Consider the following 18,233-nt stretch of genomic DNA (forward strand, 5'->3'; position numbering starts at 1 on the left):
GTCTTCTGATCGACGCCGTCAACCAGGACTAATAATCGGAGGGGGCCGTCGACGGCCCCCTCCGATTATTAGTCCTGGTTGACGGCGTCGATCAGAAGACGCAGGCGTCCGTAGTTCGTGCGAACGGGGGGGAGGACGAGCCGGGGAAGGTCGGGGAATTCGTCGCCCTCCTGGGGCAGCGGTCCCGGGGACTGCTCGGCGCGGCCCTGCAGGATGTCCCCGAACCGGGCCTCCAGCGCCGCGAGCGCCTCGGTGGTCAGCGGACGCCGCAGGCGGAGGACGAGTTGCTCCCCGACCCACCGCTGGGAATGGAACACTCTGTAGAAATCCAGGATTTCCCGCGCGGCAACGTTCGAGTCATCGGTCAGGCTGAACAGCTGGAGATCGTCGGGCGCGATGAGCCCCCGGTTCAGCATCTCCTGGCTGATGAAAGCTTCCCACGTCTTCCAGAACTGCCCCCCGGGCTCGTCGAGCAGCACCACCGGGATCAGCGGGGCCTTGCCCGTCTGCATCAGCGTCAGGACCTCGAAGGCCTCGTCGGAGGTTCCGAAGCCGCCCGGGAAGAGGCACACCGCGTCGGCCTCCTTCAGGAAGAACAGCTTGCGGATGAAGAAGTACTTGAAGTTGATGAGCTTCGGATCGGCCGCGATGACGGGGTTCGCCTCCTGCTCCCACGGCAGACGGATGTTGAGGCCGAAGCTCCGCTCCCGGCCCGCACCGTGTTGGGCAGCCGACATCACGCCATCACCGGCGCCGGTGATCACCATCCACCCGGCCTCCACCATGCGGGCGCCGAAGGCGCGGGCCTGGATCGAGATCGAGTCATCCGTCGGGGTTCGGGCCGACCCGAAGACGGTGACCTTGGGGATCCCCCGATACGGGGCGAACACCTTGAACCCGTAGCGGATCTCCTTCAGGGCCGCACTCGCGATCTTCAAGTCACCCACGTCGGCCCCGTCCTCGAACATCTTGAGGACGGTCGTCAGCATCTCGGCGTGGTAGCGCCACGTCTCCGGTGGCACCGTGAGGGTCCTGAGGAGTTCCTCGACCCGACGATTGGCCTCTTCGGACTGCAGCTGGTAGCGCCGCTCGTTCGCCATAAGTTCAGTATAGGGTCTGATCGCGCTTCCGGCAATTTTCAGGCTCAAGGCGCTCTCGGGTGGCGTCGGCGAAGTCTCACGCGGGCCGCGGGTGGCGCGGCGAGCGGGGTGCCCCACCGGAGGGGCCGGGGGTCCCTACACCGGGCGGGGGTGGCCCCGACGGTGGGGCTGCTCGCCGCGACAGGACCCGCGGCCCGATCGACTACCGCAGCGTGCTCTCGCGGAAGCGCCGGAGAGCCTCCTCGAGCCTCCGCTGCTGCTCGCCGTAGCCGGCCCAGTCACCCTTGCGGAGCGCCTCCTGGGCCCGGCTCCACGCCTCCCACGCGCGGAGCGCAAGGTCGCGAAGCTCGGTCGGCGCGCCGGGAGTCCCGCTCGGCGCAGCCCGCGCCGCCGCGTCGTCGATGCGGGGCCGGCCGCCGAAGATCCGCGAGAGCGAGGTCTCGAGGTTGGGCTCCATGGCAATCTGGTTCCCGTAGGCGACGATGACCCGACGGAGCTCCGGGAGCGCGCCCTGTTCGGAAGCCGCCAGGTAGAGAGGCTGGACATACATCAGGGACTGCTCGATGGGGATCGCCAGGAGAGACCCCCGGATGACCCGGGAGCCGCGCTGCCCCCAGAGGGTGAGCTGCTGTGAGATGAAGGCGTCCTGGTCGATGCGGGCGTCGACCTGGCGCGGGCCGTAGACCAGCTTCTGCTTCGGAAAAGTGTAGGCAATGAGCCGGCCGTAGTTGGGCGGGTCGGAGCGGGCCGCGAGCCAGGCGATCATGTTGTCGCGCCGGCTCGGGTTGAAGAGGGTCAGGAGGATGAATTCCTCCCGGCGCTCGCCGGGGAGCCGCATGATCGTGTAGTACGGCTCCATCTCCTGCTCCCGCCCGTCCACCGCCCGCCGCGGGATCGTCCAGAGGTCTTCCTTGTTGTAGAAGACCTGCGGGTCCGTCATGTGGTAGGTCGCGTACTTCCGGGCCTGGGTGGTGAAGAGGTCCTCCGGGTAGCGCAGATGGCTCCGAAGGTCCGCGGGCATCTCCGCCAGCGGCTTGAGGAGGCCCGGGAAGGCGCGGGCATAGGCCTGGATCAGCGGGTCGGCGGCGTCCGCCAGGTAGAGCGTCACGGTCCCGTCGTAGGCGTCCACGGTCGCCTTCACCGAGTTGCGGATGTAGTTCCCCACCTCCCGCACCGGGTCCGAGTAGGGATACCGGTCGGAGACCGTGTAGCCATCGATCAGCCACACCAGGCGGCCGTCGGCCGCAACGACCATGTACGGATCCCGGTCGTACCGGATGAACGGCGCAATCTTCCGGACCCTCTCGGCGATCTGCCGGTGGATCAAGATCCGGCTCTCGCCGGTCAGGTCTTCGGAGAGGAGCATCTTGATCTCGCCGAAGCGAATCGCGAACGCCACCTTGGCGAGGAAGGAGCCCACCGGAATCCCGCCGCGCCCCGCGTAGCGCGTGTAGACGTTCTGGTCGCCCGACGGATAGTCGAGCTCCTGCGACCGGGTCCGGACGAAGACATAGTCGTTAGCGATCTCCCCGTAGTAGATCTCGGGACGGGTCACCTTGATCGGACCCGACGAGACCGGCGGGATGTCCTGGATGAAGAACTCCGGGAGCCCCTCCGGGCTGATCCGGTTCACGGGCCCCATGACGACCCCGTACCCGTGCGTGTACGTCAGATGCTCGTTGATCCAGATCCGGCTCGGCAGGTGCCGGTAGGAGAGCTCGCGCGGCGAGACCATCGTCTGCCGGTACTCGCCGTCGATCGTGTAGCGGTCCACGTCCACGTCCACGAACTTGTAGTAGGTCCGGATCTCCTGGAGCTGGGCGTAGGTGGTAAGGAGCGGCAGGTGGTCCCAGAGCCGGACGTTCTTGATCGTCAGGCTGTTCTGCGCGAGCGCGGCCGACGTGAGGTTCTCCTCGGCCGGAAAGTCCTTCTCCTCCATGTGGTCGAGCCCGTAGGCCTGGCGGGTCATCCGGATGTTGTGGGCAATGTACGGCCGCTCCATGAATAGCTCGTTGGGCGTCACGCGGAAGCGCTGCACGACGGCCGGGTAGAGTCCGAGGCCGCCCACCCACACCACGCCGAGCACCACCAGCCCGGCCACGAGGAACCGCCAGCCGGGACGGAGCAGCTGCACGAGGCAGGCCGCACCGCACAGCAGCGCCAGCCACGCGAGGATCCCGAGCACCGGCAGGGACGCGTTCACGTCGGTGTAGGAGGCGCCGGAGACCACCCCGCGCGGCGAGTACAGGAGCTCGAAGCGATCCAGCCAGAAACCCACTCCGCGGAGCGCGAGCAGCGCAGCGCCGAGCAGGAGCACGTGGGCCCGGGCCCCCGCCGCGATCCGGAGCCCGCGGGCGGTGAGCACCAGACTCCGCTGGAGCACGTAGAGGGCGAGGCTCAGGGCGAGGGTCGCCGCCAGCAGGAACAGTCCCCACGCGTACACGAGCCGCCAGAAGGGCAGGCTGAACACGTAGAAGGTCAAGTCCCGGCCGAACAGCGGGTCGGTCACCTTGAACGGGACGCCGTTGAAGTAGATCAGCACGGTCTCCCAGGCGGTCGAGGCCCGCACGCCCGAGAAGAACGCGACCACGGCCAGCGCGGGGGTCAGCAGGCGCCGGATCAGCGGCTCCAGCACGGCGCGCCCCGGGAGCCCCAGCTGGTCCTCGAGCTCCCACAGCACGTCCGGTGGGGCCGCACGGGCGGCGAGGGAGAGATTCACGTAGAGAAAGAGGAAGACTCCGAGCGCGACCCCGACGAAGAGCCAGCCCCGAAGGGTCAGGATCGACACGAACACCCGGGTGTAGCCGACCTCCTGGAACCAGAGCCAGTCGATGTAGAGCGGGACGGCCTGGCCGGCGAGGCCGAGCACGAGGAAGATCAGGATCAGCCAGAAGACCGGGGGCATACCGCCTCGAGGCATCGCGCTCCCGTCACCGGGGGCGCGTGGCTCAGGTCCCCTGGGTCCAGGAGGATAAGTACGCCTCCTGCTCTGGGGTCAGCTCATCGATCTGCATGTCCATCGAAGCGAGCTTGACTCGAGCGATCTCGCGGTCAATCTCGGATGGGACGGGGTAGACCCCCTTCTCGAGCTTCCCGCCTTGGCGGAAGAGGTACTCGACGGAGAGCGCCTGGTTGGCGAAGCTCATGTCCATCACGGCGGCCGGATGCCCCTCGGCGGCAGCCAGGTTGATCAGCCGCCCCTCGCCCAGCACGAAGAGCCGGCGCCCTCCCGGGAGGGTGTACTCCTCGACGAACGGGCGAACCGTGCGCCGGGACCGGGCCATGGCGCCGAGCGCCTCCAGATCGAGCTCCACGTTGAAGTGGCCGGCGTTGGCCAGGACCGCCCCGTCCTTCATCCGCGTGAGGTGGGGCTTCCCGATGACGCCCTTGTTGCCCGTGACCGTGATGAAGAGATCGCCCACCTCGGCGGCGCGGAGCATGGGCATCACGGGGTACCCGTCCATCACCGCCTCCAGCGCCTTCAGCGGGTCGACCTCGGTCACGACGACGTGGGCGCCCATGCCGTGCGCCCGCGCCGCCACGCCGCGCCCGCACATGCCGTAACCCGATACCACCACGGCCTTGCCCGCGAGCAGGATGTTCGTCGCCCGCAGGATCCCGTCGATCGTCGACTGGCCGGTCCCGTACCGGTTGTCGAAGAGGTGTTTGGTCTTGGCGTCGTTCACCGCGATGATAGGGTACGCAAGGACCCCTTCGCGCGCCATGGCCCGCAGGCGGATCACGCCCGTCGTGGTCTCTTCCGTCCCGCCGATCACGCCGGGGAGGAGGTTACGTCGGTCACCATGCAGGGAGGAAACCAAGTCCGCGCCGTCGTCCAGCGTGATCTGCGGGCCGCGGGCGAGCACCGCGTGGATATGGCTGTAGTAGCGCTCGGTGCCTTCGCCCTTCTGGGCGAAGACCGGAAGCCCGAACTCCGTCACGAGCGCGGCCGCCACGTCGTCCTGGGTGGAGAGCGGGTTCGAAGCGCAGAGGGCAACCTGGGCGCCTCCCCCCTTCAGCGTGCGCACGAGCACGGCGGTCTCGCTGGTGACGTGGAGACACGCTCCGATCCGGACACCCCGGAGTGGCTGCTCCTTCTCGAACCGCTCGCGGATCTGGCGGAGCACCGGCATGGCGTGCTCCGCCCACTCGATGCGAAGCCGTCCGCCCGAGCTCAGGGAGAGGTCTTTGACGTCGTGGTCAGTCACGGAATTGCGTGCTCGTCCGCGGGTCCGGGCCATGCGCCGCACGCCCCGGCTCCGCGGCGCCCCCGGGGCCTAAACGCCCGCGTCCTCGCGAAGGTCTTTCACCCGATCCGTCCGCTCCCAGGTGAACTCGGGCTCGTTGCGGCCGAAGTGGCCATAGACGGCGGTCTTCCGGTAGATCGGGCGGCGGAGGTTCAGGTACTTGATGATTCCCGCCGGGGTGAGGTCGAAGTGGCGACGGATCATCTCCTGGAGCTTGGAGCTCGGCACCCTGCCGGTGCCGAAGGTCTCGACCATGACGGAAACCGGATCCGCCACCCCGATGGCGTAGGCCACCTGGACCTGGCAGCGCTCCGCCAGGCCGGCGGCGACGATGTTCTTGGCGACGTGCCGCACCATGTACGTCGCCGAGCGGTCCACCTTGGTCGGGTCCTTTCCGGAGAACGAGCCCCCGCCGTGGGGACAGGCACCCCCGTACGTATCCACGATGACCTTGCGACCGGTGAGCCCAGTGTCCCCCATGGGGCCGCCCGTGACGAACCGCCCCGTGGGGTTGATGTGGAAGACGCAGGTCTTCGGGTCGAGCATGTCCGGAGGGATCGTCGGCAGGATGACGTGCTGGATGATGTCCTCGCGGATCTGCTGCTGGGTCAAATCCGGGCTGTGCTGGGCCGAGACCACAACGGCGGTCACCATCCGCGGCTTGCCGCCCACGCAGCGGACGGTGACCTGGCTCTTCCCGTCCGGCCGCAGGTACCCGAGGATCCCCTGCCGGCGGACCGCGCTCAGGCGCATCGTGAGCTTGTGGGCCAGCATGATCGGCATCGGCATCAGCTCCGGCGTCTCCGTGCAGGCGTAGCCGATCATGATCCCCTGGTCGCCGGCGCCCAGCGCATCGACGCCGAGCGCGATGTCCAGGGACTGCCGGTCGATGGCGGTGATGACGCCGCAGGTCTCGTAGTCGAAGCCGTACTTGGCGCGCGTGTAGCCGACGTCGCGGATGGTCTCACGGGCGATCCGGGGAATGTCGACGGAGCCGGTGGTGCTGATCTCCCCCGCCACCACGACGAGGCCGGTGGTCAGGAGGCACTCGCAGGCGACCCGGCCCGTCGGGTCCTGTTCCATGATCGCGTCCAGGACCGCGTCGGAGATCTGGTCGGCGATCTTGTCCGGGTGGCCTTCGGTGACCGACTCCGAGGTGAAGAGGTACTCCTCGTCCGCCATCTGCTCCCTCCCGTTCAGCTTCGCGTCAACGTGAACGGCGCCGTTTGAAGTCGGACTGTACCACATCGGATGACACCGCTCAAGGAGAATTAAGGCGATTTCGCCCCGCGGACCCGCCGCTTGACTTCGTCGAGCGCGGGGACCGACCAGGGATCGACGCCCCGGAGCAGCGCGAGGTGGTAGCTCACCCAGTCGCCGAGGTAGACCAGCGACAGGAGACGGGCGAGCTTCCCCTCGCCGCGCGGCCACACGTCGGTGATCCCCCCGGCCCGGGCCCGGATCAGCTCCTGCGTGACCCGCACACGCGTCGCCTCGACCTCGTCCTCGCGGCGATCGCGGAGAAACACGGCGTGGAACCCCGCGGCCCCCGAATCCCGCCAGCCCTCGATCTCGTTGTGATCGGCCTCCGGCAACGTGCCGTGAAAGGCCAGGAGCTTGGCGTGCTCTTCCACCTCGCTCTTCCAGCGGTACGCCGCCGCCCCGGTGAGCGCGCTCCCATAGATCACCGGGATCCGTCCCAGCAGGCGGGCCGCCAGCTGCATGGCCTCGTTGTCCGCCTCCACGGCCAGCTCCCGGCCCATCGCGTCCAGCACCGCGAGGGCCTCGGCGCGCTCGGCCTCCGGAGCTGGCGGGAGGCCCACCGACTCAAAGATCGCCAGCAGCGGGAAGAGGAGATAGCCGAGCGCGAGGCGGGGCATGAGCCCACCGGGGAGGCTGACCAGGGATAACCCGTATCGCCGGCCCAGGTCGGCGAGGGTCCCCCCGCTCGTGAGCACCGCACACGCGGCGCCCCGTCGGTGCGCGGCATCGAGCGCCGAGATCGTCTCCTCGGTGTTCCCCGAGTACGAGATCGCGACGATCAGCGACTCCTGGCCGACGAACGACGGCACACCGTACCCCCGCCAGACCGTGACGGGAACCGGCAGCCGGTCCGTGGCGAGCGCGGCAACCAGGTCACCCGCGATTGCCGAGCCCCCCATCCCGGCCACCATCACGTGACGAAACGGGCGGCGCCCCAGCGGCGGCGACGGGGTCAGGGTCGCGGCCTGCCGACACTGCGAGGGAAAATCCGCGAGGATTCGACCGACGCGGCTCGCGTCCGCTCCGCTCATCCGCCGCTCGTCAGGCGGTCGACCACCTTCAGCTCGATCGCCTGCTGCCACTCGCCGTCGGTGACCAGCTCCACGGGCCAGCACAGGAGGACGGCCAAGCCCTGGTAGATCCGCTCGAAGCCGGCCTCGGAGAGCGACACGGTCTCGACGGGCGCCCAGGCCGCGCGGGCCGGCTGACTCCAGCCAACCACGATCTCGGCGCCGATCCATTCGTCGACCAGCGAAAGCTCCAGGCGGCCGTCGGCATCGCCCCGGCTCGCCAACGAGGGACGGCCGGGAAGCTCCAGGTAGCGGCCGGGTGCGGCACCGGCCGTCAGCACGAGGTTCCACTGGACTCCCCAGCGCGCCGTCAAGCGCTCGCTTCCCCTCCAGCGGAGCCGGTAGACCACGCGAATGCGCGCTTCGGCCGGCGGCACGACGAGGTCCTTCTCCAGCTCGAGCGGCCATCCATGAACGCTCGGCGCCGACAGCCTGACCGTCACGCCGTCGCTCGACTCGGCAACCGTGGTCTCCATGCCCCAGTCGGCGAGCGTCAAGAGTCCACCATCCCAGGGATGCAGCGGATCCAGCACCGCGCCGGCCGGGAAGAGCCCGTCGAGGAGCGAGGCCCGCCTGAACCGGTCGTAGGCCAACAGCTCTCCGAGTCCCGCCTCCTTGGCCGCGGCGCGCTCGTGGATCGTCCGGACCCTGCCGGCAGTCTCGCCAGGACCGGTGGACCCGACCTGAGTGTGGTAGGTCTCCCGGCGCCGCGTGAGCACGTCGGCCAGATCCAGGCCCTTGGGGAGATAGGCGAGCTCGGTCACGCTTCCACCGGCCTCGGGGTTCACGACGAGCGAGAGCACGCGGGTCCGGATCGCCACCTCCACCCGGCCGTCGCCGTTCACGTCCTCGTGACGCCATCGGGAAGAGCTGATCCCCGTCGCCTCGCCGAGGAGCCGGTCGGCGGCGATGAGCGCCGACTTGGTCGCGCGCCTGAGGTGCGGCAGGTAGAGGCCGCCGAACACCCCGTGCCAGTACGCGTCGTTCCCCTGGCCCCGCCAGAGCTCGACGCGCGCCGCCGCGAGCCGCGGGTCGTCCGGCCGTGCGGCCGCGGCCGTGTGGATCGCGCGGGACAGGCGGAGCATCTTCCAGTAGCAGTCGTTGGCCTCCGGGTACTTCACCAGGAAGTTCCGCCAGAACCCTCCCCGGAGCCACCCCGCCACCGCCGCGCCGCCGGCCAGCGAGCCGAGCTGGGCCCGGATCGCGGCCAGACTGTCGCCGGCTTCCACGGGCAGCGCCCATTCTCCCATCTCCTGGTACGCCGCGCTGGGGAGATAGACGCGGCCGGCGGGCGGGAAACGATCGAGATACCGAGAGAAAGTGGTCAGCCTGAGCCAGTCGGCCGACGCCAGCGTCTCGAAGAAGCGCAGGAGCCATCCCTCCTCGTAGACGAGGCGATGGGTCCCCGGCCAGGCGCCGAATTTCTCGCCGTCGTCGACCAGCGTGATGGCTCGCGCCCGGCCACGTCGGCCCGCGAGGAACTCCAGGATGCGGGCCGGCTCCGCGAACGGGACCAGGTACCGGAGGCGCATGCTGATCGGGAAGACGGCGACCGTCTCCCCCTGTTCCTCGGTGAGGTAGTAGCCCTCGAGCCCATCCGGATCGAGCCCCGCGAGGGCGAAGTGGGCATCGTCGACCAGCACGTACTCGATGCCGGCTTCGCGAAGCGGCTTCGGCAGGTGCGGTTCCCACACCCGCTCGGCCAGCCACATCCCCCGGCAGCGCGCCCCGAAGTGACGCCGGAGGAAGTCGGAGAGCCGCTGGATCTGCCCGACCTTGTCGCAATCGGGAAGCACCGGAAGGATCGGCTCGTAGAAGCCGCCGGTGAGGAACTCGACCCGGCCCGCCTGGACCAGATCGCCGAGCAGATCGAACGTGGCCGGGGCGCGCTCCTTGAGCCACTCGAGGAGACCCCCCGAGATGTGCATGGTCAGGATGATCTCGGGGAACTCCTTGACGAGCGTCAGGAAGGGGTGGTAGGCGTCCCGGCAGACCTCGGCGACCACATCGTCCAGGTTCCCCACCGGCTGGTGGTTGTGGATCCCGAAGAGGAAGTAGAGGTCGGCGCCCGTGCCCCCGCCGGGGTCACTCACGACTGAGATCCCGGTGGGTCACGGTGGGCGGGACTCCCAGCTCCTCGAAGAAGGAGCGGAGCTCTTCCACCAGGGCCACCGAGCGGTGCCGGCCTCCGGTGCAACCGATCGCCACCGTGAGGTAGGCTTTGCCCTCCCGCTGGTAGAGCGGCACGAGGAAGGCGAGCAGCGCCCGCAGCCGGTCGACGAGCTGGCGGCTCTCCGCGTGTGCCAGAATGAACTCTCTGACCGCGGCGTCGCGGCCGTCCAGGTTCCTGAGGCCCTCGACGAAGTGCGGGTTGGGGAGGAAGCGGACGTCGAAGACCAGGTCGGCGTCGTACGGGATCCCGTGCTTGTACCCGAAGGAGACCAGGGACACGGAGAGCGCGGGGCGCACTCCCTCGCGTCCGTAGGTCTCCACCAGCAGCTCCTTGAGCTGGTGGACGGTGAGCACGGACGTGTCGATGATCCGGTCGGCGATCTCCTTCAGGTTGGCCATGGCCTTCCGCTCGGCCCGGATCCCCTCGAGGATGTTCCCGTTCCCGGCGAGCGGGTGCCGGCGGCGGGTCTCGTGGTAGCGACGGACCAGGGCCTCGTCGCCCGCGTCGAGGAAGAGCACCTCCGTGGGGTGGTCCTTCGCCCGGAGCGCCTGGAGGATCTCCACCAGGTGGACCAGGTACTCTCCCTCACGGACGTCCACGCCGAGCGCGATCCGCCGGATCTCCCGGGTCGACTGGGTGCACAGATCGGCGAAGGTGGGGATCAGCGTGGTCGGGAGGTTATCGACGCAGAAGTACCCCATGTCCTCGAAGCACTTGATCGCGTAGCTCTTGCCGGCCCCGCTCAGCCCCGTGATGATGACGAAGCGCAAGCGCTCGTTCATGCCCTACGCCACGGGCTCGATGAGGCCGAGCGCCCCGTCCTTCCGGCGATAGAGGACGTTGAGCGCGTCGGTGGCCGCATTGGTGAAGACCAGGAACTGGTCGCGGCGAAGCCCGAGCTGCATGGCGGCCTCCTCGACGGACATCGGCTTCGGCGCCACCTGCCGACGCGACACGACCACCGGCGTGTTGCCCGCCTCCCCGGTGTCGCGAGGGATCCTGAGGGGTGCCCGCCGCGGGGAGACGCGGAGCTTGCGCTGGCGGAGCCGGTCCTTGGTCTGGCGCACCTGCCGCGCGAGCGCCTCCACGGCGAGATCGACCGCGGCGGCAAGGTCGGGCGCGGTCTCCTCGCTGTGGAAGATCCGCCCTTTCCCGAGGAGCGTCACCTCGGCGGTCCGCCGGTACTTCTCCGCGGAGAGAACCACCTTGGCCTCGTGGATCTTGGGGAGAATGCGCGAGAACTTCTGCACCTTCTGGCCGATCCGGGCCTTGAAGGCGGGGGTGAGGACGACGCCACGTCCGCTGATGATCACTTGCATGGCGCGCTCCTGGCGCTACCGCTTCTTCGGTGCCAGCCGGCGTTGGTGGGACGGGAGCAGGCCCACCTCCTCCCGATACTTGGCGACGGTGCGACGCGCGATCGAGAGCCCGCGGCTCTTGAGGATCTGGGTCACCTCCTGATCGGAGAGCGGCTTCCCCGGATCCTCCTGGCCGAGGAGCTCCTGGATCATCTTCTTCACCGAGATCGATGAGACCCGCTCCCCGCTCTCGGCGGCGATCCCGCTGTGGAAGAAGAACTTCAGCTCGAACAGGCCCTGGGGGGTCTGCACGTACTTGTTCGTGGTCACCCGGCTCACCGTCGACTCGTGCATGCCGATGTCCTCCGCTACGTCCCGGAGGGCGAGCGGCCGGAGCCCGGGCACGCCCTTGTCGAGGAACTCCCGCTGGAACTTCGCGATGCTCTGGGTGACCTTGCGGAGTGTGCGCTGGCGCTGGTCCACGCTCTTGATCAGAAAGAGCGCGGAGCGGATCTTGCTCTCGACGTACTGCCGCGCCTCGTCCCCCGCCCCGCGGAGGAAGCTCCGGTAGAAGGCGTTGAGCCGGAGCCGCGGGAGCCCGTCGTCGTTGAGCACCACCGCGTAGTCGTTCCCCATCTTGAACACGAAGACGTCCGGGACGACGTGCCGGGTGTCGGACGCGGTGAACCGGCGGCCGGGCTTGGGCTCGAGCGCCCAGATCTCCTCGACGGCTTCCATGATCCGGTCGACCGGGAGCTTGAGGACCCGCGCGACCTCCGGGAACCGGCGCGCGGCGAGCGCATCGAAGTGGTCCTGCACGATCTCGACCGCGACGGGGTCGGGCTGCGGGTCGGCGCGGAGCTGGAGCAGCAGGCACTCCTGGACGGTTCGCGCCGCCACGCCGGTCGGGTCGAAGGACTGCACCAGCGCCAGGGCCCGCTCGACCACCTCGGGCAGGAGCTGGGTGAACTCGGCGATCTCGGCGAGCTCGGCCCTGAGGTAGCCGTCCTCGTCGAGGTTCCCGATGATGGCGCTGCCGGCGGCCCGGAGCTGGGGGTCATCGGTGGCCACGCCGAGCTGCAGCTCCAGGTGGTCGGCCAGCGTCGACGTCGAGCGGACGAGGTTCTCCAGGGGGAATTCGTCGCGCTCCTCCTGCTGCACGAGCGTGGGTTCCTCCGGAACGTCGAACACGACGGACGTCAGGTCGAAGGGCAGATCCTCGGCCCGGTTACCGTCCGGCGTCGTCGCGTCGACGCTGGCGGGTTCGCTCGGCCCCGGAGCTTCGGCGGTGGCCCCTTCCCGGGGCTCGCCCGTGTCGGCGGGAACCTCTTCGAGGAGCGGGTTCTCGAGGAGCTCTTTCTCGATCACCTCTTGCAGCTCCAGCGTCGACAGCTGCAGGAGCTGGATGGCCTGCTGGAGCTGCGGGGTCATCACCAACCGCTGGGTCTGCCGGAGAGACAGTCTGACTTCGATCGCCATCGGCGGCAGTCCTGTCCCTAGAGGGAGAACTTCTCGCCGAGGTAGACTTCGCGGGCCTTGGGATCCCGGGCCAGCTCCCGGGCCGTGCCCGAAACCAGGACTTTGCCGTCGTAGAGGATGTAGGCGCGGTCCGTGATCGCCAGGGTCTCCCGCACGTTGTGGTCGGTGATGAGGATGCCGATCCCCCGGTCCCTCAGCGACCCCACGATCGCCTGGATGTCGCCGATGGCGATCGGGTCGATCCCGGTGAACGGCTCGTCGAGGAGCAGGTAGCGGGGCGACGTGACCAGGGCTCGGGTGATCTCGAGACGCCGGCGCTCGCCCCCCGACAGCGTGAAGGCGGGGACGCGCGCCAGGCGGGTCAGGTCGAGCTCCTCCAGCAGCTCGCCGAGGCGGGTCATCCGTTCCGAGCGCGACAGCTCCAGCGTCTCCAGGATCGCCAGGAGGTTCTCCTCCACGGTGAGCTTCCGAAAGACAGACGACTCCTGGGGAAGGTAGCCGAGCCCCAACCGACACCGCTTGTACATCGGGAGGTGCGTCACCTGCTGCCCCTCAAGGAAAATCCGGCCCGCATCGGGTCGGAGGTGTCCGACGATCATGTGGAAGGACGTGGTCTTGCCGGCCCCGTTCGGCCCGAGTAGCCCGACGATCTCGCCGCGCTGGATGTCCAGGCCCACGTTGTTCACGACCCGGCGGCCGCGGAACCACTTCGACAGCCCCTGCGCGACGAGTCCTTCCATGGGCCGCTACCGGCAGGCGGCGGGGCCGGCCGCTTTCGTCCCCTGGCGCCGGTCGTCGGACTTCGAGGAGAAGACGGCCCTCACCCGCTCCTGCTTCCCCCCCTGCACGATGCTCCGTTCCTCGGCCAGGTAGATCGTGATCCGTTCCCCGGTCACGACGTTGTCGTCCTGCCAGACCCGGGCGTTCCCCGTCAGCACGACGCGCTGCTCCAGGTCGTCGTACTCGCCGCGCCGGGCCGTGCCAATTCGACAATCCTTGGTGATAACCCGGACGTTCCCGGTGGACACGGTTCGGAGCACCCGCTCGCCGCGCTCGTCCAGGTACACCTCCATTCGGTCCGCGTACTGGATCGAGTTGTTCTGGCGGGCGACGACGTTGCCGGTGAAGATGACGAGCCCTTCCTTCTTCAGGCTCTCCATCTGGTCGGCGTCGACCACCACCGGCTGGTTCTTCTGGTCCTCCTCGGGCTTGAGCGCGGGAGCGTCGGCCGCCCGGGCTTTGGCCGGCTGCCGCTCGGCTTTCGGCTCACCGGTCGTGCCGGGTTTCCGGGGCTTGGCGGCGGGCTGGGCGTCAGCCAGGGCAGCGGCCAGCGCCACGGCGAGGAACGCCACGAACGCTGTGCGTTTCGCGGAGGCCATGCTCACGACTCGCCGCCCTTCGTCCCAGGCAACGGAAGCGGACCCGAGCGCGCGCGGGTGAACGTCGCGCTCACCCGCCCCTTCACGGCGGTCCGCTCCTCGGCCACCCGGCTCTCGAGCCCCTGACCCCGGACGATCACGCCCTTCCGGTAGAGGACTACCGGGGAGTCGGTCCAGACGCGCTTCTCCTTGGCCTGCCACCGGAGCGTGTCGGTCTCGAGCCTGATGCCGTCGGTCGAGACCAGGACCACGTTCTTCCGGATCACGACGTCCTTGGTGGTCTCGTGGAGGTCACCCTCCTCGCCGGTCACGTTCCACGTCCGGTCGGGCTCTTCGATCGTCACGGTGACCCGCCGGAGCCGCGTCCGGCCGTCCCGCTCGAAGACCTCCGCCTCGTCGGCGTCGAGCCTCCAGCGAACGTTCCCGCTCGTCTCTTCCTGGAGATGGACCTCCTTGATGCGGAAATCGGCCCTGGTGAGGGGTGGGTCCGCCGCCTCACCCGGAACGTTCCGGCCTCGGGACACCAGGATGCCGGCGACGATGAGCACGAAGACGCCGACGCCCGCGAGGATGGCCAGGGAGAGTTTTTGCATACTGCAATTTTAGTACCACAGTTGCTTGGCCCAGGGCAATCGGGAAAACAGGGCGCCCCCACCGACACCTTAGGCTCCGGGCGGCGGCCACGCGGCCCGGACTCGGAGAATCGCCTCCACGGCCTCGCGGACGGCCCCCGCCCCCCCGGGGCGCCGCGCTACCCAGTGGGCGACGGCCCTCACCTCGGGGACGGCGTCGGCCGGCGCGAGCGCGAGTCCGACCGAGGTCAGGAGCGGGAGGTCGGGCAGGTCATCCCCCATATACGCCACCTCGTCGCGCGCGACGCCGAGCCGCCCGAGGAGCGTGGTGAAGAACCCCTCCTTGTCCGCCACGCCCTGGTGGACCTCCCGGACCCCGAGGTCGGCCATCCGGCGCGAGACCGCCGCAGAGGCACGCGCCGAGACGATCGCGACCTGAAGCCCCGCGCGCTGGGCGGCGACCAGGCCGTAGCCGTCCTGGACATGGAAGACCGTCCACTCCTCCCCGCACGGGCCATAGTGGAGGCGCCCGTCGGTGAGGACCCCGTCGACGTCGAGAACGAGGAGCCGGACGGCCCGGGCGCGACGCGCGAAGGTCCGGACCACCCGGGAAGCGCGGCGGGCGGTCACACGATCTTGGCCCGGAGGATGTCGTGGAGGTGGATGATCCCAACCGGTTGCCGCCGGTGGTCGACCAGGACGAGCTGGGTGATCGCGTAATGCTCCATGACTTCGAGCGCCTTGGCGGCCAGCTCGCCCCGGTCGATGGTCTTCGGGTTGCGCGACATCACGTCCCGCGCGGCCTTGCCCAGGAGGCCCTGGCCCTTCTGCAGGGCCCGACGGAGGTCGCCGTCGGTGATGATTCCGGTGAGCTGGCCGTTGCCGTCCACGACCGTCGTGGCGCCGAGCCGCTTTGCGGTTATCTCAAGGATCGCCTCGCCGAGAGGCGTTCCCTCGCCGACGATCGGCACCGCCTCGCCGACGTGCATCAGGTCCTCGACCTTCAGGAAGCGGCGCCCCAGGCTCCCGCCCGGATGCGCGCCGGCGAAGTCCTCGGGCCTGACGCCCCGGAGTTCGGCGAGGGCCACAGCCAGCGCGTCGCCCATGGCCAGCGCCGCGGTCGTGCTCGAGGTCGGCACGAGGTCCATCGGGCAGGCCTCTTCGGGCACGCTGACGTCGAGTACGACATCCCCGCCCCGCGCCAGCGTCGATTTCGGATTCCCGGTGAGGACGATCAGCGGGACGCCGAGCCGCTTGATCGCGGGCAGGAGCGTAAGCACCTCCTCGGTCTCGCCGCTGCTCGAGATGGCGAGCACCACGTCACCCCGGGCCACCATGCCGATGTCCCCGTGCACGCCCTCGGCGGGATGGAGGAAGAGCGCCGGGGTCCCGATGCTAGCCAGGGTCGCCGCGACCTTGCGACCGATGATGCCCGACTTGCCGATCCCGGTCACCACGACCCGTCCCCGGCAGTCGCTCAGGAGCCCGAGCGCCCGCAGGAAGCGATCATCGAGCTTCCCGATCAGTCCGAGGATGCCTTCGGCCTCGACCCGAAGGACGCGCTCGGCGAGCTTGAGAAGCGGATCGGTCACCGCTGAGCCGTCAGGCCAGAGTGGATGGCCCGGATCTCGGCGAGCAGCCGGGGAAGGTCATCGAGCCGCAGCATGTTGGGACCGTCGGAGAGCGGGCGGCCGTCGGGCAGGGTGCGGTCCGGGTCCTCGTGGATTTCCATGAACAGCGCATCGATCCCCACCGCCACCGCGGCGCGCGCCAGGGCCGGGACGTACTTGCGCTCGCCGCCCGAGCGCTCACCGAGGCCGCCAGGGAGCTGCACCGAGTGCGTCGCGTCGAAGATCACCGGATAGCCGAGCTCGCGCATGTCCGCAAGTCCGCGGAAGTCCACGACCAGGTTATTATAGCCGAAGGTCGTCCCCCGCTCGGTGAGGAGAATGCGCTCGTTCCCGGTCGAGCGGATTTTCCCCACGACGTTCAGCATGTCCCGGGGGGCGAGGAACTGGCCTTTCTTCACGTTCACCGGCTTTCCGGTCCGGCCGCAGGCCACCACCAGATCGGTCTGGCGGCAGAGGAACGCGGGAACCTGGAGCACGTCCAGCACCTCGGCGGCGGGCTCCACCTCGGAAACGTCGTGGACGTCGGAGAGCACCGGCATCCCCAACGTCTCCTTCACCTTCCGGAGGATCCTCAGGCCTGCCTCCAAGCCAGGTCCGCGATACGCGCCCAATGACGAGCGGTTGGCCTTGTCGTAGGAGGACTTGTAGACGAACGGCACGCGGGCCGCCTCGGCCACCCGGGCCAGACGCTCGGCCAGCATGAGAGCGTGCGCTTCGTCCTCGATCGCGCACGGGCCGCCGACGAGTGCGAGCGGGTTGCCGCCGCCGATCCGGACCGGGCCGACGACCACCTCGCGCGTCACGAGCATCTCTTCCCTCGGCCCAGGGGTCCTGTCCCCGCGAACAGCCCCACGGTGCTCGCTCGCGCAGGCGCAGCAGCTCCTCGAAGGTGTGAACGCGAAGCCACAGGCGGGACGCCGGTTCCGCGCTGCGCTCCGCGCCGTGGGGCGCCCCGTTCACAGCGCCACCCCTGGCCGTCGGAAGACCGTGGAGATCTCACGCGTGGTCGCCCTGGTGCTCGAGCGCGCCCTTGATGAACGCCGCGAAGAGGGGGTGCGGCTCCCAGGGGCGCGACCGGAGCTCCGGGTGAAACTGCCCGGCGACGAACCACGGGTGATCGGGTAGCTCGATGATCTCCACGAGCTGCTTCTCCACCCACACCCCCGAGACCCGCAGGCCGTTCTTCTCCAGTTCGTTCAGGTAGTCATTGTTCACCTCGTAGCGGTGGCGGTGCCGCTCCTGGATGATGCCCTGACCGTAGGCCTTCGAGGCGTGGCTCCCCTCGCCGAGCACGATCGGGTAGACGCCGAGCCGCATGGTCCCCCCCTTCGCTGCGAGGCCGCGCTGCTCCGGCAACAGGTCGATGACCCGGTGCGGCGCGTGCGTGTCGAACTCGGATGAGTTGGCGCCCGCCAGCCCGCAGACGTGGCGCGCGAACTCGATGACCGCACACTGCATCCCCAGGCAGATCCCGAAGAAGGGCACCCCACGCTCGCGCGCGTACCGGATCGACCGGATCTTTCCCTCGATCCCCCGGTCGCCGAACCCGCCGGGGACCAGGATTCCGCTGACGTCCGCGAAACACCGGTCGGGCCCCTCGCGCTCCACGTGCTCCGCGTCCACCCAGCTCACGTGCACCCGCGCCTCGTTGGCGATCCCGCCGTGCGTGATGGCCTCGGCCAGGCTCTTGTAGGAGTCTTTCACGTCGAGATACTTCCCGACCACGGCGATGCGCGTCTTCCGGCTCGGGTGCTTGATCCGCCGCACGATGTCCTCCCAGCGCGAGAGGTCGATCGGACGGTCCGGCAGCCCGAGGAGCTTGACGATGATCGCGTCCAACCCCTCCCGGTGGAAGACCAGCGGGACCTCGTACACGGTCTCTACGTCCTTGGCGGTGATCACCGCCCCCTCGGCCACATCGCAGAACAGGGCGATCTTCGATTTGATCCCCGGCGGCAGATACCGGTCGGTGCGGCAGAGGAGGATGTCGGGCTGGATCCCGATCGCGCGCAGCTCCTTCA

16 protein-coding genes are annotated in these 18,233 nt (G+C 69.1%); all 16 read right to left on the reverse strand.

Annotation, left to right across the window (positions count from 1 at the left end):
* Positions 1-68 precede the first annotated feature (68 nt).
* Positions 69-1,100: an LOG family protein gene (locus tag HY726_20335; protein MBI4611345.1), complete on the reverse strand. Its 1,032-nt coding sequence runs from the start codon at positions 1,098-1,100 to the stop codon at positions 69-71.
* A gap of 202 nt (positions 1,101-1,302) precedes the next feature.
* The gene (locus HY726_20340) at positions 1,303-4,005 is read right to left on the reverse strand and encodes a UPF0182 family protein (GenBank protein MBI4611346.1); all 2,703 of its coding nucleotides are present in this window, start codon (positions 4,003-4,005) and stop codon (positions 1,303-1,305) included.
* 43 nt (positions 4,006-4,048) lie between these two features.
* Entirely contained in the window at positions 4,049-5,341 is a 1,293-nt protein-coding gene (locus HY726_20345; GenBank protein ID MBI4611347.1) for an adenosylhomocysteinase, read from the reverse strand.
* Positions 5,342-5,377: 36 nt separating this feature from the next.
* Positions 5,378-6,529: a methionine adenosyltransferase gene (locus HY726_20350; protein MBI4611348.1), complete on the reverse strand. Its 1,152-nt coding sequence runs from the start codon at positions 6,527-6,529 to the stop codon at positions 5,378-5,380.
* Between the two features lie 89 nt (positions 6,530-6,618).
* Positions 6,619-7,641, reverse strand: a complete 1,023-nt coding sequence (locus tag HY726_20355; GenBank protein ID MBI4611349.1) for a bifunctional phosphoglucose/phosphomannose isomerase — start codon at positions 7,639-7,641, stop codon at positions 6,619-6,621.
* Positions 7,638-9,773, reverse strand: coding sequence for a DUF1926 domain-containing protein (locus HY726_20360; GenBank protein MBI4611350.1), 2,136 nt, complete (start codon positions 9,771-9,773; stop codon positions 7,638-7,640). The genes HY726_20355 and HY726_20360 overlap by 4 nt, the downstream gene beginning before the upstream one ends.
* On the reverse strand, positions 9,766-10,623 hold the full coding sequence (rapZ, locus tag HY726_20365; GenBank protein ID MBI4611351.1) for an RNase adapter RapZ: 858 nt from the start codon (positions 10,621-10,623) through the stop codon (positions 9,766-9,768). The genes HY726_20360 and rapZ overlap by 8 nt, the downstream gene beginning before the upstream one ends.
* Before the next feature lie 15 nt (positions 10,624-10,638).
* Entirely contained in the window at positions 10,639-11,172 is a 534-nt protein-coding gene (gene raiA / locus HY726_20370; GenBank protein MBI4611352.1) for a ribosome-associated translation inhibitor RaiA, read from the reverse strand.
* Positions 11,173-11,187: 15 nt separating this feature from the next.
* Positions 11,188-12,630 (reverse strand): RNA polymerase factor sigma-54, encoded by a 1,443-nt coding sequence (rpoN, locus tag HY726_20375; protein MBI4611353.1) that lies wholly within the window; start codon positions 12,628-12,630, stop codon positions 11,188-11,190.
* A gap of 17 nt (positions 12,631-12,647) precedes the next feature.
* Positions 12,648-13,370: an LPS export ABC transporter ATP-binding protein gene (lptB, locus tag HY726_20380; protein ID MBI4611354.1), complete on the reverse strand. Its 723-nt coding sequence runs from the start codon at positions 13,368-13,370 to the stop codon at positions 12,648-12,650.
* Positions 13,371-13,376: 6 nt separating this feature from the next.
* Positions 13,377-14,009 (reverse strand): lipopolysaccharide transport periplasmic protein LptA, encoded by a 633-nt coding sequence (lptA, locus tag HY726_20385; GenBank protein MBI4611355.1) that lies wholly within the window; start codon positions 14,007-14,009, stop codon positions 13,377-13,379.
* A gap of 2 nt (positions 14,010-14,011) precedes the next feature.
* Positions 14,012-14,602 (reverse strand): LPS export ABC transporter periplasmic protein LptC, encoded by a 591-nt coding sequence (gene lptC / locus HY726_20390; protein ID MBI4611356.1) that lies wholly within the window; start codon positions 14,600-14,602, stop codon positions 14,012-14,014.
* Between the two features lie 69 nt (positions 14,603-14,671).
* A complete protein-coding gene (locus tag HY726_20395) occupies positions 14,672-15,187 on the reverse strand; it encodes an HAD hydrolase family protein (GenBank protein MBI4611357.1) in 516 nt (171 codons plus the stop codon).
* A gap of 20 nt (positions 15,188-15,207) precedes the next feature.
* The gene (locus tag HY726_20400; protein ID MBI4611358.1) at positions 15,208-16,173 is read right to left on the reverse strand and encodes a KpsF/GutQ family sugar-phosphate isomerase; all 966 of its coding nucleotides are present in this window, start codon (positions 16,171-16,173) and stop codon (positions 15,208-15,210) included.
* Complete coding sequence (kdsA, locus tag HY726_20405) at positions 16,170-17,015, reverse strand: 3-deoxy-8-phosphooctulonate synthase (GenBank protein MBI4611359.1); 846 nt, start codon at positions 17,013-17,015, stop codon at positions 16,170-16,172. The genes HY726_20400 and kdsA overlap by 4 nt, the downstream gene beginning before the upstream one ends.
* A gap of 193 nt (positions 17,016-17,208) precedes the next feature.
* Positions 17,209-18,233, reverse strand: a 1,025-nt coding sequence (locus HY726_20410; GenBank protein ID MBI4611360.1) for a CTP synthase, incomplete at its 5' end; no start/stop codon positions are given.

Source organism: Candidatus Rokuibacteriota bacterium (assembly GCA_016209385.1).
GTDB lineage: Bacteria > Methylomirabilota > Methylomirabilia > Rokubacteriales > CSP1-6 > JACQWB01.